Origin of the sequence: Aeromonas sp. s11 (assembly GCF_040907945.1) — a bacterium.
Classification (GTDB): Bacteria; Pseudomonadota; Gammaproteobacteria; order Enterobacterales; family Aeromonadaceae; genus Aeromonas; species Aeromonas veronii.
Map to the genome: position 1 here is coordinate 1 of NZ_JBFOCU010000009.1, position 23785 is coordinate 23785.

A 23785-nucleotide genomic window follows, 5' to 3' on the forward strand; every position below is an offset into this window, starting at 1 on the left:
GGCTCAATGAATTGCTGAAATAAACTGTTCGACTTCTTATTGCTAAGAAATCGTCTTGGTCACTTCACCAGACATTGAAAATCAAAAATTGTTTTGATGCTCGATGCTGTGAGTGCCCACACAGATTGCTTGATTCAAATTGTTAAAGAGCGTCACGCTTGTCGCGTTGAGGAGGCGCATATTACGCTTCTCACTTCGAAAGTCAAGCGATTGTTTTCGCTTTTCTTTCGGCGCCCACTTCGCTAGGAAGCTGGCTCATCAGTCCGGCGTGTTCCGCCGTGCTGGTAGGGGCGCATTATAGGGAGCCGCGCCGGGATGACAAGAGGAAAACTGCAAAAAATGGCACTTTTTACAGTTTTTCGGTTCAACCGTTGCTTTATTAAACAAAAGCCCCGCATCGGCGGGGCTGTTTCGGGCAAAAAACCCTTAATTCACATCACACTGCTACCTTTTTGACCAGAATTCGCGGGCAAAGCTGCGTACCTTTTCCCAATCGGTAAACTCAATGTCCTTACTGGTGTCGGTACTGCCACCGGTAATCTTCATGATCAGCTGGATGATGCGCGTCTGCCACCAGTTATAGCGGGAATATTGCAACGCACCGGCAAAGACGCCCAGGGTTTTCGGCTTCCAGGGAGAGAGGCGCAGGAACTTCTTCATATAGGCATTGGTTTGCGGCGTCTGCTTCTCTGGCTTGCGGGCCGTCAGGTTGACACAGAAGAAGGCCGCATTGGCCACCTCCAGCTGCTCCTGATGAGCGTGAATAAAGCTGAACAGGCTGGGGTGGAAGTTGCCATAACGGATAGAGGCGCCGATCAAGACCTTGGCATACTTGCTGAGGTTGCACATCGGCAAGGTATGCAGGTCGTGCATCACCACTTCGCATCCCGGCATCTGCTCCAGCATGACATCGACTATTTTGCGGGTTTGGCCATCCCGAGAGGAATAAAGCACCAGAATCTTGTCCATAACAACCTCAACTACGCCAGAATGCAGGAGTAAACAGTACCAGAAGCGTGAAAATTTCCAATCGGCCAAACAACATAGCCAACACCAGTACCCACTGGGCCGCCGGCGAGATATTGCCGAAGTTGGCTGATACCTCTCCCAAACCCGGGCCTACGTTGGTGAAAGCCGCAGCCACAGCGGTGAATGCTGTCACTTCGTTCAGCCCCGTCATCAGCAACAGCAGCATGAACATAAAGAAGAGAATAATATAGGTGGCAAAGTAGCCCCACACTGCCTCGACGATGCGCTCGGGCACCGCCCGATTCCCCAGCTTCAAGGTATAGATGGCTCTGGGGTGAACCAACCGCTTCAGCTCGCGCATCCCCTGCATGAACAGGATCATAAAACGCATCACCTTGATGCCACCGCCGGTACTGCCCGCACAACAGCCGATAAAGGCGGAGAACATCAGCAGCATGGGCAAGAACGAGGGCCAATCTGCATAGGTCGTGGTGCTGTAGCCGGTGGTGGTACCCAGAGAGACTGCCTGGAAAAGGCCGTGGTTGAGCGCCTCTTGCCAGGTGGCGTAGTGCCCGTGGGTCAGCAAAGCGGCAAAGCAGATCATCACCAGGGTCGCCTGAATGGCCAGGAACACCTTGAGTTCCGAATCATAGAGGTAGCGGCCGAGCCGCACCGGGCGGTGAGAGAAAACGGTAAAGTGGAGCGCAAAGTTCACGCTGGCCAGCAGCAGGAACACCACGGTAATCAGGTTGATGACCGGACTGTTGAAGAAACCGATGCTGGCATCGTGAGTGGAGAAGCCACCGACCGACAAAGTCGAGAACGAATGGCACACAGCATCGAACAGCGTCATTCCGGCGAGCCAGTAGGCCAGCGCACAGAATGCGGTGAGCAGCAGATAGATGAACCAGAGCGCCTTGGCCGTTTCGGCGATGCGCGGCGTCACCTTGGTATCCTTCACCGGCCCCGGGATCTCGGCGCGATAGAGCTGCATGCCCCCGATACCCAGCAGTGGCAGAATGGCCACCGCCAGTACGATGATCCCCATCCCCCCCAGCCACTGCAGCAGCTGGCGATAGAACAGAAACGCCTTGGGCAGGTTATCGAGCCCGGTCAGTACCGTTGCCCCTGTGGTGGTCAGGCCGGAAAAAGATTCGAAGAAGGCCTCCGAGACCGACATGTCCGGCACGTCGCTCATGATAAAGGGCACAGCCCCCACACTGCCCAGCACGGTCCAGAACAGCACCACGATGAGGAAACCCTCCTTCGAGCGCATCTCCTTCTTGTGATAGCGATTGGGAAACCAGAGCACCACGCCGAGCAGCAGGGCGATCAGAAAAGAGCTGACGAACTCGGCACCACCACCATCCCGATAGCCAAAGGCCACCAGTGCAGGCAACAGCATGGTCGAGCTGAACAGCGCAACCAGCAGGCCAACAATGCGAATAATGCTCAGAATGTGCATTACAGCTCCCTTTCCCCAATTAAAGAGCGATGGATTCTAGCCATCTAAGGGACTGAGGGATACCCGCCCATGAGTCCGGTCGGTCAATTCACGGTCCACCTGAGCCCAAACCGAGGACTCCCACGCCACCTGCAAGGTGACCTGCTGACCGTAATCCGCCGCCAGCAATTCGCCATTATGGCTGCTGATCAGCAACTCGACCGTCCCCATGTCACCGTAATCGCAGTGAATGAGAGAGGGAGTGCGCGGCACCTTGAGCAGGGTAGGCAGCTGCTTGAGGGCGGCACCGACGCCGCCCCCATAGGCTTTGACCAGTCCACCGGTGCCAAGCTGGATGCCGCCGTAGTAACGCACTACCACGGCGCAGATTTCACCGAGCCCCGAGCCCATCAACTGGGCCAGGATCGGCTTGCCCGCAGTACCGGAAGGTTCGCCGTCATCGCTGAAGCCATAAACCTGACTATCTTGCGGCGCACCAGCCACAAACGCCCAGCAGTGATGGCGCGCGGCCGGATGTTGGCGCTTGATCTCGTTGACCCACCCCTTGGCCGCCTCGACGGTCGGGGTGTGGGCGATCAGGGTAATGAAGCGGCTCTTCTTTATCTCTTCGGTCAACTCCAGCGGGGCAGCCGGAATGGAGTACGCAGCCGCCATCAGAGTCCTGCTTGTCTGGTCATGTTCTCCACCCCGTTGGCGTGCAGCACCACGTTATCTTCGATGCGGATGCCGCCGAACGGCCGCAGCGCCTCCACCTTGTTCCAGTTGACCCGTTTACCCTGTTCGCCCTGACGCAGCGGCTCCAGCAAACTGTCGATGAAGTAGAGCCCCGGCTCGATGGTGAACACCTGACCCACCTCCATCACCCGGGTGCAGCGCAGATAGGGGAACAGCTCGGGCGCCGCCAGATGGGTGCCGCGCTCATCCTGCATGAAACCGCCCGCATCGTGTACCTGCAGACCGAGGAAGTGGCCGAGGCCGTGGGGGAAGAAGACATTGGTCACCCCGGTGTTGATCATCTCGTCTACCGACATATCCACCAGCTCGGTCGCTTGCAGCAGGCGCGCCAGCTTATGATGCATCTGCAGGTGCAGCTCGCTGTAGCGGCGACCCGGCTTGATCTCCTTGATGATCTCCTGCTGCTGCTCGTCGAGGGCAGCAATCAGATCGGCAAACTCGCCGCGCCGCCACGCCCAGGTACGGGTGATGTCGGAGGCATAACCGTGAAAATCGACGCCGGCATCGATCAGGAAGGAGTGACGCTCCGCATCGGGCACCCGCAAGGCGGACAAATGGGTGTAGTGAAGGATGGCCGCATTGCGGTTGATAGCGACGATATTGCCGTAGGGCGCCTCATTGGCCCCCTGCCCGACCGCCTTCATGTAGGCCAGATTAATCTCGAACTCGCTCGCCCCCGCCATAAAGGAGTCCTTGGCGGCGATATGGCCGCGCACCCCGATCCGGTTCGCCTCGCGCAGACACTCCAGCTCGTAGGGGGTCTTGTAGGCGCGGTGATAGTGCAGGTAGTTGAGTACCGCCTCCGGATTGGGCTGGGTCAGACCAAGCAGCTCGGCCACTTCCAGATGACCACCAAGATAGGCCCACTCCTGCTTGTTGGCTGGCAGATGATCGGCCACCTGTTCCGGCCGGGTCAGGAAACGGATATCGAAGAACTCGACCCAGAAGGCATTGGGCAGATCCGCCACCTTGTGCCAGAAATCCACCGGACGATAGAACAGCAGGATTGGTTTGTTCACCCCGTCCACCAGCAGCCAGCAGTGAGGATTGTCCAGCACCGGCAACCAGGCCTTGAAGTGCGGGTTTACCTTGAACGGGTAATCCTGATCATCGAGGAAGATGCGGTGAGTCTGGCCGGAGTGGATGGCAAGTCCGCTGAGACCCTGTTGTTGCAGAATGTCGCGGGTGCGCTGCTGCAAGGTATCGAGGTGCTGGGCAAAAAGTTGGCTGTAGCTGCTCATGGCGTCCTGCTCCGAGGTGAATGTGATTGCAGCATAACATCAAGCGCTTGGCGGCTCGACCCGTCAAGCTGCCGCTTCGTGAGGTAACGCATACGTTACAAACGTGTTTGTTATCAACACAAAACCAATCATTAACAAATCAAAAACAATTCAATACACTGCCGGTAGATACATGAAGTCAGGGATTACTCATGGACAACCTCTGCCTGTGGCAACCGGATCCGCTCGGGATGCAGCAATCCAACCTCTACCGTTTTATGGCGGAGGTGAACCGTTTCCACGGCTTGCAGTTGCAGAACTACCCGCAGCTTTATCAATGGTCGGTGGAGAAGACCACCCGTTTCTGGCCGCTGGTATGGCAGCACTGCGGCGTCAAGGGCGAGCTCGGCAACATAGTGGCGGAGAACCGTCAGGATATGCAGCGTACCCGCTGGTTCCCCGACAGCCGCCTCAACTTCGCCGAAAACCTGCTGCGCCGCCAGGACGAGAGCCCGGCCATCATCTCCCGCATCGAAGGTAGCCCAAGTCGCACTCTGAGCTGGGGTGAACTGGGGGAACAGGTTGCCCGGCTAGCGCAGTGGCTGCGCAATCAGGGTATTGGTCGTGGCGATGTGGTTGCCGCCTATCTGCCCAATATCCCGGAAACCGTGGTAGCCATGCTGGCAACCACCAGTCTGGGGGCGATCTGGACCTCCACCAGCCCCGACTTTGGCGAGGCCAGCGTGGTGGAGCGCTTCGACCAGACCCGACCACGAGTGCTGTTTGCGGTAGATGGCTATCGCTACAACGGCAAAGCTATCGACATTCAACAGAAGGTCGCCAGCGTAGTGAGCCAGATCGGCAGCATAGAGCAGACGGTGATGATCCCCCTGCTCGGCAACCCGCTGCAGCTTGGCCACGACTGGCAGCAAGTGCTGGCAAGCCAGCCGGACGCCAGCCTCCAGTTCGAGCCGATGGCCTTCAATGACCCGCTCTATATCCTCTATTCATCCGGCACCACCGGCAAACCCAAGTGCATCGTGCACGGCATCGGCGGCACCCTGCTGCAACACCTGAAAGAACACCAGCTGCACTGCGACATCAAACCGGGGGAGCGGATCTTCTACTTCACCACCTGCGGCTGGATGATGTGGAACTGGCTGGTGAGCGCCCTCGCCTCCGGCGCCACCCTGGTGCTCTATGACGGCTCGCCGTTTTACCCGGATGGCAACGTGCTGTGGGATCTGGCCCGCGACGAGCAGGTCAGCTTGTTCGGCACCTCGGCCAAGTATCTCGATGCACTGCACAAGCAGGGTTATGCCCCCATCAAGAGCCACGACTTGCCGCACTTGCGGCTGATCTGCAGCACCGGCTCTGTGCTGTCGCCGGAGGGGTTCGACTACGTCTACCAGCAGATCAAGCAGGATGTGCAGCTCAGTTCCATATCAGGCGGCACCGATATCTGCTCCTGCTTCGTCATCGGCAACCCGCTCAGCCCTGTCTATCGCGGCGAGAGTCAGGGGCGCGGCCTCGGTCTCGCGGTGCAGGTATTCAACGAAGCGGGCCAGCCGGTGCAGGGGGAGAAGGGCGAGCTGGTCTGCACCAAGCCGTTCCCGGCCCAGCCCATCTATTTCTGGGGGGATGAGAGCGGCGACAAGTACCACGCAGCCTACTTCGAGCGCTTTGACAACATCTGGTGCCACGGCGACTGGATCGAACTGACCCCGACCGGCGGCATTCTGTTCTACGGCCGCTCCGACGCCACCCTCAATCCGGGCGGCGTGCGCATCGGCACCAGCGAGATCTACCGCTATGTCGAGCAGCTCGACGAGGTGGAGGAGAGCATCGTCATCGGCCAGCAGTGGCAGCAGGACGAGCGGGTGGTGCTGTTCGTCAAGCTCAAGGCGGGTTGCAAGCTTGATGAGCCGCTGCGCGAGCGGATCCGTCAGCAAATAAAGCAGCACTGCACCGCCCGCCACGTGCCCGCCCGCATCCTGCAGGTGGATGCCATCCCCCGCACCAAGTCCGGCAAGATCGTCGAACTGGCGGTGCGGGAGGTAGTGCACAACCGGCCGGTCAACAATACTCATGCCCTCGCCGATCCCGAGGTGCTGAATCAGTATCGCAACCGGCCGGAACTGGCCAGTTGATAACAAACTCATATTCATCCGAGGCGCCGCAAGGCGCCTCTCTTTTGCCCATTCTGTGATGAAGAGCTTTTACTCGAGATCTGTTAAACAAATGTTTTAAATAGGTGTTGAAAATGTCTCCTTTTGGATCAATAGTGAGCCTCGCCCCCTGCTGGGGATTAAGGAGCACCACTCCCCACTGAGTGGGAACAAGGAGACACTCTCATGATCTACCAAGGCGAAACCCTGTCGGTCAGCTACCTCGAAAACGGCATTGCCGAGCTGAGGTTTGATGCCCCGGGTTCAGTCAACAAGCTGGATCGCGCTACCCTGCTCTCCCTGAGCGAAGCGATCGCCGCATTACAACAAGAACGTGAACTAAAAGGTCTGATCCTCACCTCCGGCAAAGACGCCTTTATCGTCGGTGCCGACATTACCGAATTCCTGGAACTGTTCGATCTGCCGCAAGAAGATCTGCTCGGCTGGCTGAAAAAGGCCAACGACATCTTCAATGCCATCGAAGATTTGCCGGTCCCGACCCTTTCCGCCATCAAGGGACACGCTCTGGGCGGCGGCTGCGAGACCATTCTCTCCACCGACTTCCGTCTGGCTGACACCAGCGCCAAGATTGGCCTGCCCGAGACCAAACTCGGCATCATGCCGGGCTTTGGCGGCACCGTCCGTCTGCCGCGGGTGATCGGCGCTGACAACGCGCTTGAGTGGATCACCACCGGCAAGGATTACCGTGCCGATGACGCCCTCAAGGTGGGCGCCATCGACGCCGTGGTCGCCCCGGACGCACTGCAGAGCGCTGCGCTGCAGATGATCAAGGACGCCATCGCGGGCAAGCTGGACTGGCAGAGCCGTCGCGCCGCCAAGAAAGCGCCACTGCGCCTCTCCAAACTGGAAGCCATGATGAGCTTCACCACCGCCGCCGGCATGGTTGCCGCCGTAGCGGGCAAACACTATCCGGCGCCGATGACCGCGGTGAAAACCGTCGAGGCCGCCGCAGGCATGGGCCGTGACGAGGCTCTGGTGGCCGAGGCACAGGGCTTTATCAAGCTGGCCAAGACCGATGTCGCCAAGGCGCTGGTCGGGATCTTCCTCAACGATCAGCACATCAAGGCACTGGCCAAGAAGGCAGCCAAGCAAGCAAGCAAGGCCACTGGCCACGCCGCCGTACTGGGTGCCGGCATCATGGGTGGCGGCATCGCCTACCAGTCTGCCAGCAAGGGCATTCCGGCGGTGATGAAGGATATCAACGAGAAGGCGCTGGCACTTGGCATGGGCGAAGCCACCAAGCTGCTCAACGGCCAGCTCGAAAAGGGTCACATCGATGGTATCAAGATGGGCCAGGTGCTCTCTGCCATCACTCCGACCCTCAGCTATGACAACGTCAAAGGCGTGGACGTGGTGGTCGAAGCCGTGGTCGAGAATCCCAAGGTGAAAGCCGCCGTACTGGGCGAAGTGGAAGGGATCATTGGCGAAGACGCCGTGCTCGCCAGCAACACCTCCACCATTCCCATCTCCCTGCTGGCCAAGGGGCTGAAGCGCCCGCAGAACTTCTGCGGCATGCACTTCTTCAACCCGGTGCACCGCATGCCACTGGTGGAGATCATCCGCGGCGAGCAGACCTCCGATGAAACCATCAACCGCGTGGTGGCCTACGCCGCCGCCATGGGCAAGTCCCCGGTGGTGGTCAACGATTGCCCTGGCTTCTTCGTGAACCGCGTGCTGTTCCCCTATTTCTTCGGCTTCAACAAGCTGGTTGCCGATGGTGCCGACTTCGCCGCCGTCGACAAGGTGATGGAGAAGGAGTTCGGCTGGCCCATGGGCCCCGCCTACCTGCTGGACGTGGTCGGCATCGACACCGGTCACCATGCCGGTGACGTGATGGCGCAGGGCTTCCCGGCACGCATGAGCAAGGAAGGTCGCACTGCCATCGACGTGATGTACGAAGTGAACCGCTTCGGTCAGAAGAATGGCAAGGGCTTCTACGCCTACGAGCAGGACAAGAAGGGCAAGCCGAAGAAGGTGGCCGACGCAGCTAGCTACGAGCTGCTGGCCCCCATTGCCAAGCCGAAACAGGATTTCGACAAGGAGGCCATCATCGCCCGCATGATGATCCCGATGATCAACGAGGTGGTGCTCTGTCTGGAAGAGGGCATAGTCGCCACGCCAGCCGAAGCCGACATCGCGCTGGTCTACGGTCTGGGCTTCCCTCCCTTCCGCGGCGGCGTGTTCCGCTATCTGGACACCATTGGTCTGGATCGCTACGTGGCCATGGCCGACCAGTATGCCGATTTGGGCCCGCTCTACCGCGTCAGCGACAAGCTGCGCGAGATGGCCGCCCAGGGCAAAACCTTCTACTGATTGCGGAAAGGAGATCCATTCATGAAAGACGTAGTCATTGTCGACTGTATCCGGACCCCGATGGGCCGGTCCAAGGGCGGCGCCTTCCGCAACGTGCGTGCAGAAGATCTGTCCGCGCACCTGATGAAATCCATCCTGCTGCGCAACCCCAACCTCGACCCGAACGAGATCGAGGATATCTACTGGGGCTGCGTGCAGCAGACCCTGGAGCAGGGCTTCAACATCGCCCGTAACGCCGCGCTGCTGGCCGGTATTCCGAAGCAGGTGGGGGCGGTCACCGTCAACCGTCTGTGCGGCTCCAGTATGCAGGCGCTGCATGACGCCTCCCGCGCCATTCAGGTAGGTGACGGGGATATCTTCATCATCGGCGGCGTCGAGCACATGGGTCACGTGCCGATGAGCCACGGCGTTGACTTCCATCCCGGCATGGCCAAGTCGGTGGCGAAAGCCTCCGGCATGATGGGGCTGACCGCCGAGATGCTCGGCAAGCTGCACGGCATCAGCCGTCAGCAGCAGGACGAGTTTGCCGCCCGCTCCCACCGCCGTGCCCACGCCGCCACCGTGGAAGGACGCTTTGCCAAGGAGATCGTCGGGCTGGAAGGCCATGACGCCAGCGGCGCCCGCTTCTTCTACGACTATGACGAGGTGATCCGTCCGGAGACTACGGTCGAAACTCTGAGCCAGCTGCGCCCGGTGTTTGACCCGGTCAACGGCACCGTCACCGCCGGCAGCTCCTCGGCCCTGTCCGATGGCGCCGCCGCCATGCTGGTGATGAGCGCGGATCGCGCCAAGGCCCTCGGCCTCACGCCGCGCGCCAAGGTACGTGCCATGGCTATCGCCGGCTGTGACGCCGCCATCATGGGTTACGGCCCGGTACCGGCCACCCAGAAGGCGCTCAAGCGTGCCGGTCTGACTGTCGGTGATATCGACCTGTTCGAGCTGAACGAGGCGTTTGCCGCCCAGTCCCTGCCCTGCGTGAAGGATTTGGGTCTGCAGGATCTGGTAGACGACAAGGTGAACCTGAACGGCGGCGCCATTGCGCTGGGCCACCCGCTCGGCTGCTCCGGCGCCCGCATCTCCACCACCCTCATCAATCTGATGGAGGAGAAGGATGCCACCCTGGGGGTTGCCACCATGTGTATCGGTCTGGGCCAGGGCATCGCCACCGTGTTTGAACGGGTGTGATAACCAGCCTGATCGACGGGATGCACTACTGAGAGTTGTCCCTTTTCGGGGCCAGTCTGACTGGCCCCTTTTCAAGTCTGTGACGATCGCCACACGGGGTGCTCGTCAGTGGTCAGAAGCTGTCTGTTGGCCGTCCCGTTTGGGTCGGCCTTTTTTCGTTTTAATCTTATCAATAGGCTGTTATTGCCTTAAACCTCACATTAGATAGGGGGCTTGCTTGCTTTTTACTCCCCCGACAGGTTCAATCTGCACAAAAAAATGGGTGGATGCACATACATATGTCAATGAGCAAACAACTGCTGATCGTCGATGACGACCAAGAGATCCGCGAGCTGCTCAATGAGTACCTGACCCGGGCGGGCTTTCAGGTATTGACGGCGGCGGAGGGCAACGAGATGCGTCAGCAACTCGCCCAGCACAGCCCGGACCTGATTATTCTGGACATCATGATGCCCGGCGAGGACGGTTTTACCCTCTGCCAGCAGATCCGTCGTGACTCCCAGGTGCCCATCATCATGCTGACCGCCGCCTCCGACGAAGCGGATCGGGTGATCGGCCTCGAACTCGGTGCCGACGACTATATCGCCAAGCCGTTCAGCCCCCGTGAACTGCAGGCCCGCATCAAGGCACTGCTGCGCCGCGCCGAATTCCGCCAGCCGGAAAAAGAGAAAGAACCGAGCCGCCGCCTGCGTTTTGCCGAGTGGACCCTCGACACCCTGAGCCACCAGCTGACCCATGATGATGGCAGCCTGCTGGATCTCTCCGGCAGCGACGCCATGCTGCTCGGCATGTTCCTGCAACAGCCCGGCGTGGTGCTGGATCGGGACACCATCTCGGATGCCACCCGCGGCCGCGAAAGCCTGCCGATGGAACGCGGCATCGACGTACAGATCAGCCGTCTGCGCCAGAAGCTGGGCGATAACGGCAAGAGCCCGCGCATCATCAAGACCATTCGCGGCAGTGGCTACATGCTGATTGCCGAGGTGCACGAGCTGCCATGAGCAACAAGTGGTCCTGGGGGGCGCTGGTGCCCCGCTCCCTGTTGTCACGGATGATCCTGCTGTTGTTACTGGCCATCCTGCTCTCCCAGACCATTCTGACCGGCATCTGGATGCAGCAGATCCAGAAGCGGGAGCTGGAGGGGATGCTCAGCACCACCCGCAACCTCGCCATGTCTGCCGCCTCCACCGTCAACTTCTTCAAATCCCTGCCGCTACAGTATCGCCATATCGCGCTGGACCAGCTGCGCAACATGGGGGGCAGCCGCTTCTTCGTCTCGCTCAACGAGGAAGAGATCCACATCAACGCCATCCCCGACAGCGAGCGCAAGACGCAGGTGCTGGAGGAGGTTCAGGGAGTGCTGACCCGCAAGCTCTCCGATGCCATGGCGATCAAGGTGGACTTCTCCCGCCCCGACGACCTCCACGTCTTCAACAACGACACCTTGCTGGCGGATCTCCCCTCCTCCTGGGCCCGCTACACCCTGTCGCTGGAGCCGCTCAATCCACCGGTACTGGTGACCCAGATCGAGATTGAAAAGGGGGAGTGGCTCTATCTGGCGGCCCTGCTGCCCGCCCCCTACATGACCCTCGACGATACCGTGATGCCAAGCAACCAGGTGCGTTTCATCGCCCTGATGACGGTGTTCCTCTGCTTCTTCACCTTTATGCTGGTGCGCTGGCAGACCCGGCCGCTGCGCCGTCTCGCCAAGGCGGCGGTGAATCTTGGCAAGGATATCGATCAGCCTTCGCTCAAAGAGGAAGGGGCATCGGAAATCGTGGCGGCCACCCGCGCCTTCAACATCATGCAGCACCGCATTCGCCGCTATATCGACGATAGAGAGCGGCTGTTCAGCTCCATCTCCCACGACCTCAAGACCCCCATCACCCGGCTGCGGCTACGGGTCGAACTGCTCGATGACGAGGTACAGATCGCCAAGTTCAACAAGGACCTCGACGAGCTGGAGCTGATGGTGAAAGGGGCGCTGCAGACGGTCAAAGAGACCGACATTCACGAGAATATCGAGGAGATCGACATCAACGCCCTGCTGGAGCAGATGGCGGAGTCGATGAACCTGCACGACGAGCGGCTGACCATCGAAGGCCACTGCAAGTGGCCCTATCGCGGCAAGCTACTGGCGCTCAAGCGCTGCATCGGCAATCTGGTAGACAACGGCATCAAGTACGGTCAGAAGGTGCGCATCATCATCATGGATGACGAGGAGATGCTGATCCTCTTCATCATGGATGAGGGCCCCGGTCTGCCGGACGATCAGTTCGAGCGCATCTTCGAACCCTATTACCGGCTCAGCACCGATCAGGCCGGCACCGGCCTCGGTCTTGGCATCGCCCGCAACATTGCCCACGCCCACGGCGGCGATCTGGTGCTGGAAAACCGTCCGCAAGGTGGCCTGCAGGCCACGCTCTCCCTACCAAGGCAGTAACCTTATGAAGTGGTTGTCTTTTTCTGTCATCGCCCTGCTCTCTGCTCCCGTTGCCGCCTCCCAGGTGGAGGTACTGCACTGGTGGACGTCCGGCGGCGAAGCGAAAGCGGTCGAAGTGCTCAAATCCGAGTGGACCAAACAGGGCAACCAGTGGAACGACTTCGCGGTACAGGGCGGCGGCGGCAAGAGCGCCATGACGGTATTGAAGAGCCGGGCGCTGGCGGCCAACCCGCCGGAAGCGGCCCACCTCAAGGGCTACGAGCTCAAGGAGTGGGCCGGACTCGGCTTTTTGCGCGATCTCAGCCCGATGGCCGAACACCTCGGCTGGTACAGTCAGATGCCGCCCATGGTGCGTGCCACCCTCAGCCAGAATGGCGCCCTGATGGCGGTGCCCACCGGCATCCACCGGGTCAACTGGCTGTGGCTCAACCGCAAGATCTTCGAGCGCAACAAGCTGACTCCGCCCACCGACTGGGCCCAGTTTGTCACCGTCGCCGACCAGCTTAAAACACGGGGCATCACCCCGCTCGCCATTGGCAACGAGCCCTGGCAACTGGCGGTACTGTTTGAAACGGTGGCACTCGGTGAGGGCGGAAAAGAATTCTATCGCAAGGCGTTCCTCGAGCAGGACAGCGCCACCCTGACCGGCCCAGACATGGTGCGGGTGTTGACCCGTTTCCAGCAGCTGCGCGCCTATGTGCCGCAAAAATACGCCGGACTGAAGTGGCATCAGGCCACCAATCTGCTGGAGAGCGGTGGCGCCGCCATGCAGGTGATGGGCGACTGGGTGAAGGGTGAACTGAGCGCGGGCAACTACCGACCGGGTGAGGATATCGCCTGCCTGCCGAGCCCGGGCAGCGCCGGACTGTTCAGCTACAACCTCGACTCCATCGCCATGTTCAAACAGCGGGATCCGGCCCAGCTGCAGGCGCAGGGCGATCTGGCCCAACTGCTGATGACGCCGCAATTTCAGGAGGAGTTCAATCGGGTGAAGGGGTCGATCCCGGCGCTGACCAATCCCGACATGAGCAAGTTCGACCGCTGCGCCGTCCGTTCCTATCAGGACTTCCTGCTGGCGGAAAAGCAGGACAACCTGCTGCCCAGCATGGCGGAAGGGATGGCGACGCCGACCAATATGCGGCAGGCGATCCTCGATGTGCTGAGCAACTTCTTCAACGACCCCAAGGCCAACCCGGAGCAGACGGCGCTGCATCTGGAGCGAGCGATGCGATCGACCCGCTGATCCGGGCACATTGCCAAACGGCAGAAATGACAAAGGCGGAATTGCTCCGCCTTTGTTGTTGAATCGTCATCCGATTCAGGATTGATCGTTCTCGTCCTCATCCTCGTCATAGTAATCGCTGAGCTCGATCCAGAGCCCCAACCCGACCATCACCATGGAGCCGAACCAGGTACCGGTGTTCCCGATCGGGCTGCCCATCACTATCATGGCGAAGGACAAGAACCCCATGCCTGCATAGGCTTGTAATCTGCCGTAGGAGACCTGCATATTCACCTCCTTGTTGAATATGGTTCAATTTTTATATTACTCGTCCGGCGCAAGCTGGATAGGGCCGAATAACATTTCGGTTACATATGCTGGTTGATGGGGCGTTTGTTTGATTATTTTTTAGCCCTGAGTATCATTGGCAGCCGAATAGGTTGAAGGTTGATAATAGATGAGTGATTTATTCTGCGGCGCAACCCACGAGTTGGACGCAATCGGGCTTCGTTGCCCGGAACCCGTTATGATGGTTCGCAAGAAAGTGCGACTGATGGCGGATGGCGAGACCCTGCTGGTCAGCGCCGACGATCCTTCAACCACCCGCGACATCCCCAGTTTCTGCCGCTTTATGGATCACACCCTGGTCGCCAGCGAGACAGAGCAGGCCCCCTACCGCTATCTGATCCGCAAGGGTCAATAAGCCCCCGTACCGGAGCACTCCATGACAACCATTACCCGAATCGGCACCACCCAGCGTTGGTCAGACGTGGTCATCCACAATGGCACTATCTACGTGGTGGAAGTGCCCGTCAGCGAAGAGGCCGACATCCACCAGCAGACCCGCGAAGTGCTGGCAAGCCTGCAGCGCCTGCTGGAAGCCAACGGCTCCGGCGTCGACAAGATCCTGATGGCCAATATCTATCTCAAAGACATTCAGGACATCGCTGCCTTCAACGAGCAGTGGGATGCCTGGATTCCGGCTGGCACCGCCCCCGTGCGCGCCTGCGTACAAGCTCGCCTGGCCCACGAAGGCTACAAGGTGGAAGTGCAGCTGACTGCAGCTGTCTAAGCCTTTCCCGGCCTGAGCTTGAGATAGCAAAAGGCCCCGCCATCACTGGCGGGGCCTTTTCGTTACCGAAACCTGAGCGACTTAGGCGGTCGGGGTCAGGGTAATGGTCACGCGACGGTTCTGGGCTTTGCCAGCGGCGGTGCTGTTGGTAGCAACCGGCTGATCCGGGCCTACGCCGGTGGTGGAGATGCGGCTACCTGCTACGCCCTGACCAATCAGCTGGGCGGCAACGGCATCGGCACGATCGCGGGAGAGCTTCATGTTCAGATCGCGGGAACCGGTACTGTCGGTGTGACCGACCACGTTTAGGCGGGTCTTGTCGAACTCGGCAACGACCATGGCCACACCGGAGAGGGTGTTGGCACCGGCCGCTTTCAGCTGGGAGCTGGAGCTGTCGAAGGTCACGTTGTTCGGCATGTTGAGGATCAGCTCATTGCCATTGCGGGTCACGCTGACGCCAGTGCCTTGCAGCTTCTCGCGCAGCTTGGCTTCCTGCACGTCCATGTAGTAGCCGATACCGCCACCCAGCGCCGCGCCAGCAGCAACGCCGGTCAGGATGCCCTTCTTGCGGTCACCCTTGCTGGAGGAGAGCGCACCTACGGCCGCACCGGCAGCGGCGCCAGCCAGCGCGCCCCAGGCACCTTTGGAGGTCTGGGATTCACCTGTGTAGGGGTTGGTGGTACAGCCGCTCAGGGCAACGGTCAGTGCCAGAGCTGGCACCAGGATCTTGGCTCGCATGAAAAAACCTCTGTGAAAACAATCCGGCACCATGCCGGGGGCCGGATTGTAACGCGCTGGCACGCCATTGTCTGACGCAAGCCTGAACAGATGGCGAGAGTGGTGTTTTTTTGGGCAATCGGCGGGTTGTCAGCGCGGTAACTGACACTCGGCGTGGCAAGGACAGCTGACCAGATGATCGTTCACCATCCCCACCGCCTGCATAAAGGCGTAACAGATGGTGCTGCCGACGAAGTTGAAGCCGAGCTTCTTGAGCGCTTTCGACATGGCATCCGACTCCGGCGAGGTCGCCGGAATATCGCCGTTGCCCTGCCGCTGATTGACGATGGGGGCGCCGCCAACAAAGCCCCACAGGTAGTCGGCGAAGTCGATCCCCTGCTCCTGCAACGCCAGATAAGCGCGGGCATTTCTGATGATCGACTGCACCTTGAGCCGGTTGCGGATGATGCCGGTGTCCTGCATCAACCGCTCCACATCCTGCTCGTCGAACCGGGCAATCTGCACCGGATCAAAGTCGGCATAGGCGCGGTAGTAGCTCTCGGTGCGCTTGAGGATGGTGATCCACGACAGCCCCGCCTGCTGGCCGTCGAGGCAGAGCTTGGCAAACAGCTCGCGGGCGTCATAGACCGGCCTGCCCCACTGTTTGTCATGGTATTCAATGTATTCCGGGTCCTTGGTCACCCAGGCGCAGCGCAGTTCCATTTCCTCTCCCTCGTTATTTCAGCGGTTTGCCCGACCCTGCCCACTCTGCAGGCGGCACTGCTCACATCATATACCGGACATCCCGCCCGACCAGCCACAGCGCAGCACCATCCCGCGAATCCGCTGCAATTTCGCCTATTATCCGACCATGCCAGACGGTATACTCCCTCGGTTCACATTCAGCAAATCTTGCTCTGATTTTCACTTCGCGCGAAAAAAATTATGCAAAAATTCGATGTCAAAACCTTTCAGGGCCTGATCCTGCAGCTGCAGGACTATTGGTCCCGCCAGGGCTGTACCATCATTCAGCCGCTGGATATGGAAGTGGGTGCCGGTACTTCCCACCCCATGACCTGTCTGCGTGCCCTGGGCCCGGAGCCCATCGCCTGCGCCTACGTGCAACCGTCCCGCCGTCCGACTGACGGCCGCTACGGTGAAAACCCGAACCGCCTGCAGCACTACTACCAGTTCCAGGTGATCATCAAGCCTTCCCCCGACAACATTCAGGAACTCTATCTGGGCTCCCTGAAAGAGCTGGGCATGGATCCTGAAATCCACGACATCCGCTTCGTGGAAGACAACTGGGAAAACCCGACACTGGGTGCCTGGGGTCTGGGTTGGGAAGTGTGGCTCAACGGCATGGAAGTGACCCAGTTCACCTACTTCCAGCAGGTTGGCGGCCTCGAGTGCAAGCCGGTCACCGGCGAGATCACCTACGGTCTCGAGCGTCTGGCTATGTACATTCAGGGCGTAGACAGCGTCTACGATCTGGTCTGGTCTGACGGCCCGCTGGGCAAGACCACCTATGGCGACGTGTTCCACCAGAACGAAGTGGAGCAATCCACCTACAACTTCGAACACGCCGATGTGGAGTTCCTATTCCACTGCTTCGAGCAGTACGAGAAGGAAGCCCAGAATCTGCTGGCACTGGAAAAACCGCTGCCGCTGCCTGCCTACGAGCGCATCCTCAAGGCCGCTCACTCCTTCAACCTGCTGGATGCCCGCAAGGCCATCTCGGTCACCGAGCGTCAGCGCTACATCCTGCGCATTCGCACCCTGACCAAGGCCGTGGCAGAGGCATACTACGCCTCCCGCGAAGCGCTGGGCTTCCCGATGTGCCAACGTGGCAGCAACGAGAACAAGCAAGGTTAAGGAACGGACATGGCACAACATACATTTCTGGTAGAGATCGGTACTGCTGAGCTGCCGCCCAAAGCCCTGCGCTCCCTGGCCGAAGCCTTTGCCGACAACTTCAAAGCCGAACTGACCAAGGCCGATCTGGCCTTCGGCGACGTCGAGTGGTTTGCCTCACCGCGCCGTCTGGCGCTGAAGGTAAGCGAGCTGGCCGGCGAACAGCCGAGCAAGAGCGTCGAGAAGCGCGGCCCGGCCGTGGCGCAGGCGTTCGATGCCGAAGGCAAGCCGACCAAGGCTGCCGAAGGCTGGGCCCGTGGCAACGGCATCACCGTTGAGCAGGCCGAGCGTCTGGTCACTGACAAGGGCGAGTGGCTGGTTCACACCGCCAAGGTCGAAGGCCGTCCGGCCGTCGATCTGCTGGGTGAGCTGGTTAGCCAAGCACTGGCCAAGCTGCCGATCCCCAAGATGATGCGCTGGGGCGACAAGACCATCCAGTTCGTGCGTCCGGTCTTCACCGTGACCCTGCTGCTGGATGGCGAGCTGGTTCCCGCCCACATTCTGGGTATCGACTCTGCCCGCACCGTCCGCGGCCACCGCTTTATGGGCGAGAGCGAGTTCACCATCGACAACGCCAGCCAGTACCCGCAGATCCTGCAGGAGCGCGGCATGGTGATTGCCGACTTTATGGCGCGCAAGGCCAAGATCAAGGCTGACGTCGAAGCGGCCGCAGCCGCCTTCGGTGGCGTGGCTGATCTGGACGACGCCCTGCTGGAAGAAGTGACTGCACTGGTCGAGTGGCCTGTGGTGCTGACCGCCAACTTCGAAGAGAAGTTCCTGGCCGTGCCGGCAGAAGCGCTGGTGCACACCATGAAGGGTGACCAGAAGTACTTCCCGGTCTACGACAAGAACGCCAAGCTGCTGCCGAAGTTCATCTTCGTCACCAACATCGAGTCCAAAGACCCGAGCCAGATCATCAGCGGCAACGAGAAGGTGGTTCGCCCCCGTCTCTCAGACGCCGAGTTCTTCTTCAAGACCGACCTCAAGCAGACTCTGGCCTCCCGCCTGCCGCGCCTTGAAACCGTGCTGTTCCAGCAACAGCTGGGCACCGTCAAGGCCAAGGTCGAGCGCATCGAGACTGTCGCCGGCTTTATCGCCGAGCGTATCGGCGCCGACGTGGCTCAGGCCAAGCGTGCCGGTCTGCTCTCCAAGTGTGACCTGATGACCAACATGGTCGGCGAGTTCACCGACACCCAGGGTGTCATGGGGATGCACTACGCCCGTCACGATGGCGAAGACGAAGCGGTCGCCGTGGCCCTCAACGAGCAGTACATGCCGCGCTTTGCCGGTGATGCCCTGCCGTCCGGTCTGGTTGCCTGCGCCGTCGCGCTGGCCGACAAGTTCGACACTCTGGCCGGTATCTTCGGCATCGGCATGCTGCCGAAGGGTGACAAGGACCCGTTCGCCCTGCGTCGCGCCGCCATCGGTGCCCTGCGCATCATGACCGAGAAGCAGCTGGATCTGGATCTGGTTGAACTGGTTGAAGAAGCGGTACGCGTCTACGGCGACAAGCTGACCAACAAAACCGTCGTCACCGACGTGGTCGACTTTATGCTGGGCCGCTTCCGCGCCGCCTATCAGGACGAAGGCATCGGTGCCGACGTGGTGCTGGCCGTACTGGCCCGCCGCCCGACCCGTCCGCTCGACTTCGATCGTCGCGTCAAGGCCGTCAGCCACTTCCGCACGCTGGATGCCGCACTGGCACTGGCCGCCGCCAACAAGCGCGTGAGCAACATTCTGGCCAAGGTTGAAGGCGAATTGCCGACTGCCGTCAAACCGGAACTGCTGGTCGATGCCGCCGAGAAGGCGCTGGCCACCCAGGTTGCCGAACTGCAAGCCGAACTGGCCCCGCTGTTCGCAGCCGGTGACTATCAGGCTGCCCTCACCCGTCTGGCCGCCCTGCGCGAGCCGGTCGATACCTTCTTCAACGAGGTGATGGTGATGGCCGATGACGAAGCCCTCAAGGCCAACCGTCTGGCACTGCTGAACAACCTACGCAACCTGTTCCTGCAAGTCGCGGATATCTCGCTGCTGCAGTGATGTTGTTAGTCTGAATGAAAACGGCCCCTAGTGGGGTCGTTTTTACGAACGAGTAAATAAATATCCATATAATCCAATCCGTATTTTAATTTTTTAACTTCTTTTTTATTTCATTCAAACCATCCACAACGTCCTTATCAGGATTTGATATACAATATTGTGCGATATATTCGGCTAAAATACTAATATTAACCCCCCGAAAATTGTCCCTACCTGTAGAGTAATTATAAGCACTAACAAACCCAGCAAGCCAACCTCCAGTGTACACGTTAAAATCTTGGACATCTTTATCACTATATGACTCAGCCCATGATTTACAGTTATAATAGCCATACACACTAAATTTGCTGTCAGCAGAAATAGCCATAGTTGATATCAAACAGCATAATCCAACAAAAATCATCTTCATAAATATTCAAACCTCTCCAGATTTATGAATGAAAATATTCTTATAAAAACCAAATTCATTATAAACAAAAAGCATGGCTTGTATTAAGTTAATGAAAAAACACATAAGCAAAAATATTTGAATAAAACCCGGAGATGACATTAAAAAAAGTAGCGCTCCGTAATAAAATGGGGTCATCATAAATAAAAATATAGCTAATGACATAAGTACTCTCATAAGTGAAATAATTATTGCAGAGCTCTCGATGCCGTTAACTTCTTTTTCACTACCAAGTAGTGCCATATCAATCAACTTCCTATTTTTCTTATCTATCGCCATCATGTCCACAAAGCAGAACAAGTTGAGAATATGAGGATATGTTGACATAAGTGACTTGGTTTTTCTCAAAAAGAATAGCTCTCTAGTGCGAGTCATACTCAATGAGCCAAACCATATAAGTAGGAATATTGGCATAGAAATCATCATGATGTTATGGATGCTATATAAAGACACTTTCGATTTAACATCACCAACTGAAAAAGGTAGCTGTAATGGTGTATCAACACCAACTATTTTCAAGCTTCTATTGTCATAGGATAACAAGTTTTGGTTTATAGCCTTCAGGATTTCCTCAACTTCTTTGGTCCTGAACAACTCCATATACTTATCACTTAATGCACTATCAACGTAAAATAAATCAATAATAATACCTATATACATAGACCTGTATATACCTTCAGCAGCAGAATCTAGATCCCCTTTTTGAGGTAAAGCTAGCTTGCTGCGAACATTGTTTACATAACTGAGTTCAAGGCCAGGTGCTTCTGGCTGAGGAGCTTTTTTGACCAATGGTTTTAGCCCTAGTTTTTTCCTCAACTCTATTTCTTTTTTATCTTCTTTGGATTTATTAAAATCAGCATCTCTATTACTATCCTTTCTCATCAAGTAATCAGAGTAGGTAGACTGAATTCTTTTCGCTAATTGTATGTATTCTTTTTTCTCGATAATAAAGTCATTCAACGATATTAACGCCTTGTAATCCTGCTGGTTTTTATCCGTATTAATGGCGAGGCATAGATAGTAAAAAAATATACATACCACAATAACAAAAACACTCGAGTACAACTGACGCTCAAATCGTTTCCCTAAATAAAACAACTGTTCCATATATAATTTCCCAAAAATTAAACTTTACGTTTTTATCTTACATATGTTATACCGTTGAGCCTATCATATAATACCTCCTTCAACTCTGCCCGTAGGTGCGATTAACCGCAGGCGTAATCTGATGTTCGCGTAAATAGATTCTTCCGCCATAACGGCCAGCCGAATTTCCAACTCCGGCTGGCCAACCCTAACTCGCAGGAACAACCGAAACAAAAGCCTCTCGATCGTCCGATTACGCTTCGCTAATCGAACCTACAGGGGGGTAATGAGCTGTTATCATTTGAGACAGTGCCCAGCGCCGCCACGCCCAAGAGGAAAGTCATGGATATACCTGCCGCCCCATCCCCCGCCATCTGCCAGCTGTGTCAGGAGAAAGCAGATCTCGACTTCGACTTCACCATGGCCTTTCAGCCCATCGTCGATTGCAGCCAGCGCACCATCTTCGGCTACGAGGCGCTGGTACGGGGGATCAACAACGAACCGGCGCAGAGCGTGATTGCACGGGTCAACGACGACAACCGCTACCGCTTCGACCAGCTGTGCCGCATCAAGGCCATCGCGCTGGCCGCCCGGCTCGATATGCGGGGCATGCTCAGCATCAACTTTCTGCCCAATGCGGTCTACCGTCCGGAGCGCTGCATCCGCACCACCCTGCAGGCGGCCCGCGAGCACCACTTCCCCATCGCGCAGATCATGTTCGAGCTGACCGAGGTAGAGCAGGTGCAGGATAGCCAGCATCTTCGCGGCATCGTCGATCACTATCAGGCGCTCGGCTTCAAAACGGCGATCGATGACTTTGGCGCCGGTTACTCGGGCCTCAACCTGCTGGCCGATTTTCACCCCAACATCGTCAAGCTCGATATGCACCTGCTGCGCGGCATCGACCATGACCCGACCCGGCAAGCCATAGTGCGCCACTGTCTGGCACTGTTTGCCGAGCTGCAGATCACCCCGCTGGCGGAGGGGATCGAGACCCGCGAAGAGATGGCCTGCCTGCGGGAGATGGGCGTCAGCCTGATGCAAGGCTATCTGTTTGCCCGCCCCGGCTTTGAAAACCTGCCGGAAGTAGATTTCGCCAGCCTGTAAGCAAATCGGCATGCACTGACCCCCTCAGCCGACTCCCGCCTGAATAAGAAAACGGACACCCGAGGGTGTCCGTTTTTATGTCATATCACCTTGCCCCGAGGGGCTGTGTGCTGACAGTTTACAGATAGCTCTCATCGACGCCGATATGAGCCAGCGCAGCCAGTTCAAGCGGCGTCAGCTGGCTGGCGGAGTCGATCATGGTCGGCTCGCCACGGGCGGACCCGGGCAGTTGCAGCCGCTCCTTGAGCGCATCGGTCAGGCTGCCCACCAGATTGCCCATGCGGGTCAGGCGGGAGACCAGCACAGCCTCAGGGCTGCTTTCGCTATCGGCAAAGCCGGAGACCTGAGCCACCGCGAAGTCGCAGATAGCCCTGGCCCGATCACCAAAAGCCCCTTCCAGCTGTTGCAGCACCTGCCGTGCCTCGCTGTCGCCGAGACGCCCCAGCTCCGCCTGCATATGGCCGGTGTCAAAGCGCAGTCGCGCCCCGGCATCTAACCGTTCCTCTCGCGGCTTGAGCGCGGTATGGTCCACCCACGCCTGCTCGGTCTGACCGGCAAACTGCATCAGGCCGCCCAGCACCAACCGCTGGTTGGGGCGCGCCGAGGCGAGACTGTCGAGAGCATGACCAAGGGAAGAGCCCTTGGCGTCGCTGCCGCTGGCCAGCGAGAGCGCCAGAGTACGCAGGGTTTGCAGATCGCCGCGGGTCTGCAACTTGGCCATGTGGGAACTGTTGATGGAGCCATCGGCAATGTGTTGATGCAGGGCGTTGAGATCGCTGCTGCTCAGGGTCACCTCGGTCGAGGTTTGATCCCGCAGCAGGTAGCTGGCCTGATAGCTGATAAGATCCAGCGCCAGCTTGTAGCCGGTGGCCGGGGTCTGCCGCGCCATGGCGACCGGTTCGCGGGCAGCCCCTTTGCTCTCACCGCGTTGGACGGGCACCGCATCCGCTGTTGTGGCCGCGCTTTGCGCCGGTTCGCCAGCGATTTCAGCCTTGACGGCCCGCTGCAGGTCGGCCACTTCACCCATCGCGGTATGCAGCTGGCTCATCGCCTCCTGCAGCAGTTCGGAGGTGGCGCTGGCGAGCAGGTCGGTCACCTTGCCCCCGACAGTGCCCCACTGCTGGAGCGGGATACCGGCGATGGGGCGGGCCAGCAGCCCGGCAGCCAACTCCCGGAGTTCCGGCTGCTGGGAGCCGACGACAACAGCCTGCAACGCGGTGCAGAGCGAGCGCAGTGGGCCGTTGCCGGTCGCCAGAGTGGCGTGCTCCTTGCCCAGTTGTTCGGCGGCGATGTTGTTCAACACGTCCGCCTTGGCAAAGCCACCCAGCGAGCTACCAAATGCAGCCTGCTTCATCAGACGCTGAAGATCCTCGGGGGACGTGGCGGTTTGCGCCTTCGGCGCAGCGGCACTCTTTCCGCTCCCCAGCAGGTTGCCGATCCACTCTTTGATGGCCACAAACGGGCGGGCCAGTTGGGCCCCCAATCGCGAGAGCAGCCCCTGCCCTTTCTGCGGTTCGCTGCGGTTGCCCAGCAAGATCGCATCTTGTCCGGTGGCGACCTGACGCGCCTCCAGCTGGCCCATCCGGCCAACCCCTGTGGTTGCATCACTGTGGTGAGCGACGGCCTGTGTGCCGACGGTGTTTGCTTGAATCTGCATGAT

Annotated in this window: 21 protein-coding genes; 11 read left to right on the forward strand and 10 right to left on the reverse strand. The window is 58.7% G+C overall.

Features of this window, described 5'->3' with window-relative positions:
- Positions 1–444: 444 nt before the first annotated feature.
- From hemG to pepQ, 4 genes are read right to left on the reverse strand one after another with little or no spacing between them, the layout of a single operon-like run.
- Entirely contained in the window at positions 445–969 is a 525-nt protein-coding gene (hemG, locus tag AB5Y84_RS01740; protein WP_005339483.1) for a menaquinone-dependent protoporphyrinogen IX dehydrogenase, read from the reverse strand.
- Between the two features lie 7 nt (positions 970–976).
- The gene (locus tag AB5Y84_RS01745) at positions 977–2434 is read right to left on the reverse strand and encodes a TrkH family potassium uptake protein (protein WP_368176251.1); all 1458 of its coding nucleotides are present in this window, start codon (positions 2432–2434) and stop codon (positions 977–979) included.
- Between the two features lie 36 nt (positions 2435–2470).
- On the reverse strand, positions 2471–3088 hold the full coding sequence (locus AB5Y84_RS01750; protein ID WP_368176252.1) for a YigZ family protein: 618 nt from the start codon (positions 3086–3088) through the stop codon (positions 2471–2473).
- Positions 3088–4410 carry a Xaa-Pro dipeptidase gene (pepQ, locus tag AB5Y84_RS01755; protein WP_111901187.1) on the reverse strand — a complete coding sequence of 441 codons (1323 nt, stop codon included), beginning with the start codon at positions 4408–4410 and terminating at the stop codon, positions 3088–3090. Before pepQ ends, AB5Y84_RS01750 begins: the two co-directional genes overlap by 1 nt.
- Before the next feature lie 191 nt (positions 4411–4601).
- On the opposite strand from pepQ, the gene AB5Y84_RS01760 reads away from it, so the two are divergent.
- The 6 genes from AB5Y84_RS01760 to AB5Y84_RS01785 all read left to right on the forward strand — a co-directional run bounded on the left by AB5Y84_RS01760 (position 4602) and on the right by AB5Y84_RS01785 (position 13762).
- Positions 4602–6539: an acetoacetate--CoA ligase gene (locus AB5Y84_RS01760; protein ID WP_368176253.1), complete on the forward strand. Its 1938-nt coding sequence runs from the start codon at positions 4602–4604 to the stop codon at positions 6537–6539.
- Positions 6540–6743: 204 nt separating this feature from the next.
- The gene (gene fadB / locus AB5Y84_RS01765) at positions 6744–8891 is read left to right on the forward strand and encodes a fatty acid oxidation complex subunit alpha FadB (protein WP_368176254.1); all 2148 of its coding nucleotides are present in this window, start codon (positions 6744–6746) and stop codon (positions 8889–8891) included.
- A complete protein-coding gene (gene fadA / locus AB5Y84_RS01770; RefSeq protein ID WP_232297827.1) occupies positions 8892–10076 on the forward strand; it encodes an acetyl-CoA C-acyltransferase FadA in 1185 nt (394 codons plus the stop codon).
- A gap of 278 nt (positions 10077–10354) precedes the next feature.
- Positions 10355–11077, forward strand: a complete 723-nt coding sequence (locus AB5Y84_RS01775) for a response regulator (RefSeq protein WP_005339475.1) — start codon at positions 10355–10357, stop codon at positions 11075–11077.
- On the forward strand, positions 11074–12519 hold the full coding sequence (locus AB5Y84_RS01780) for an ATP-binding protein (protein WP_005357365.1): 1446 nt from the start codon (positions 11074–11076) through the stop codon (positions 12517–12519). The genes AB5Y84_RS01775 and AB5Y84_RS01780 overlap by 4 nt, the downstream gene beginning before the upstream one ends.
- A 4-nt stretch (positions 12520–12523) precedes the next feature.
- Complete coding sequence (locus tag AB5Y84_RS01785) at positions 12524–13762, forward strand: ABC transporter substrate-binding protein (protein WP_349930900.1); 1239 nt, start codon at positions 12524–12526, stop codon at positions 13760–13762.
- Positions 13763–13837: 75 nt separating this feature from the next.
- Here the strand turns inward: AB5Y84_RS01785 and AB5Y84_RS01790 are convergent, their stop codons facing one another.
- Positions 13838–14029, reverse strand: a complete 192-nt coding sequence (locus AB5Y84_RS01790) for a hypothetical protein (RefSeq protein WP_005339471.1) — start codon at positions 14027–14029, stop codon at positions 13838–13840.
- 169 nt (positions 14030–14198) lie between these two features.
- On the opposite strand from AB5Y84_RS01790, the gene tusA reads away from it, so the two are divergent.
- Entirely contained in the window at positions 14199–14444 is a 246-nt protein-coding gene (gene tusA, locus AB5Y84_RS01795; protein WP_005339470.1) for a sulfurtransferase TusA, read from the forward strand.
- A 21-nt stretch (positions 14445–14465) separates the two neighbouring features.
- On the forward strand, positions 14466–14813 hold the full coding sequence (locus AB5Y84_RS01800; RefSeq protein WP_349930901.1) for a RidA family protein: 348 nt from the start codon (positions 14466–14468) through the stop codon (positions 14811–14813).
- Between the two features lie 81 nt (positions 14814–14894).
- Here the strand turns inward: AB5Y84_RS01800 and AB5Y84_RS01805 are convergent, their stop codons facing one another.
- Together AB5Y84_RS01805 and AB5Y84_RS01810 are read right to left on the reverse strand one after the other, a co-directional pair.
- Positions 14895–15551: an OmpA family lipoprotein gene (locus AB5Y84_RS01805; protein ID WP_005339468.1), complete on the reverse strand. Its 657-nt coding sequence runs from the start codon at positions 15549–15551 to the stop codon at positions 14895–14897.
- Between the two features lie 129 nt (positions 15552–15680).
- Positions 15681–16253 carry a DNA-3-methyladenine glycosylase I gene (locus AB5Y84_RS01810; protein ID WP_107683489.1) on the reverse strand — a complete coding sequence of 191 codons (573 nt, stop codon included), beginning with the start codon at positions 16251–16253 and terminating at the stop codon, positions 15681–15683.
- Between the two features lie 222 nt (positions 16254–16475).
- Between AB5Y84_RS01810 and glyQ the strand changes: the two genes are divergently transcribed.
- Positions 16476–17405, forward strand: a complete 930-nt coding sequence (glyQ, locus tag AB5Y84_RS01815; RefSeq protein WP_010672400.1) for a glycine--tRNA ligase subunit alpha — start codon at positions 16476–16478, stop codon at positions 17403–17405.
- Between the two features lie 9 nt (positions 17406–17414).
- A complete protein-coding gene (gene glyS, locus AB5Y84_RS01820; RefSeq protein WP_349930903.1) occupies positions 17415–19484 on the forward strand; it encodes a glycine--tRNA ligase subunit beta in 2070 nt (689 codons plus the stop codon).
- A gap of 85 nt (positions 19485–19569) precedes the next feature.
- Here the strand turns inward: glyS and AB5Y84_RS01825 are convergent, their stop codons facing one another.
- Both AB5Y84_RS01825 and AB5Y84_RS01830 read right to left on the reverse strand, forming a co-directional pair.
- The gene (locus AB5Y84_RS01825; RefSeq protein ID WP_156559833.1) at positions 19570–19893 is read right to left on the reverse strand and encodes a hypothetical protein; all 324 of its coding nucleotides are present in this window, start codon (positions 19891–19893) and stop codon (positions 19570–19572) included.
- A gap of 6 nt (positions 19894–19899) precedes the next feature.
- Positions 19900–21039 (reverse strand): hypothetical protein, encoded by a 1140-nt coding sequence (locus AB5Y84_RS01830; protein WP_368176255.1) that lies wholly within the window; start codon positions 21037–21039, stop codon positions 19900–19902.
- 321 nt (positions 21040–21360) lie between these two features.
- Between AB5Y84_RS01830 and AB5Y84_RS01835 the strand changes: the two genes are divergently transcribed.
- Complete coding sequence (locus tag AB5Y84_RS01835) at positions 21361–22125, forward strand: EAL domain-containing protein (protein WP_368176256.1); 765 nt, start codon at positions 21361–21363, stop codon at positions 22123–22125.
- Positions 22126–22243: 118 nt separating this feature from the next.
- Here the strand turns inward: AB5Y84_RS01835 and AB5Y84_RS01840 are convergent, their stop codons facing one another.
- On the reverse strand, positions 22244–23782 hold the full coding sequence (locus AB5Y84_RS01840; RefSeq protein WP_349930910.1) for an ADP-ribosyltransferase: 1539 nt from the start codon (positions 23780–23782) through the stop codon (positions 22244–22246).
- Between the last annotated feature and the right edge of the window lie 3 nt (positions 23783–23785).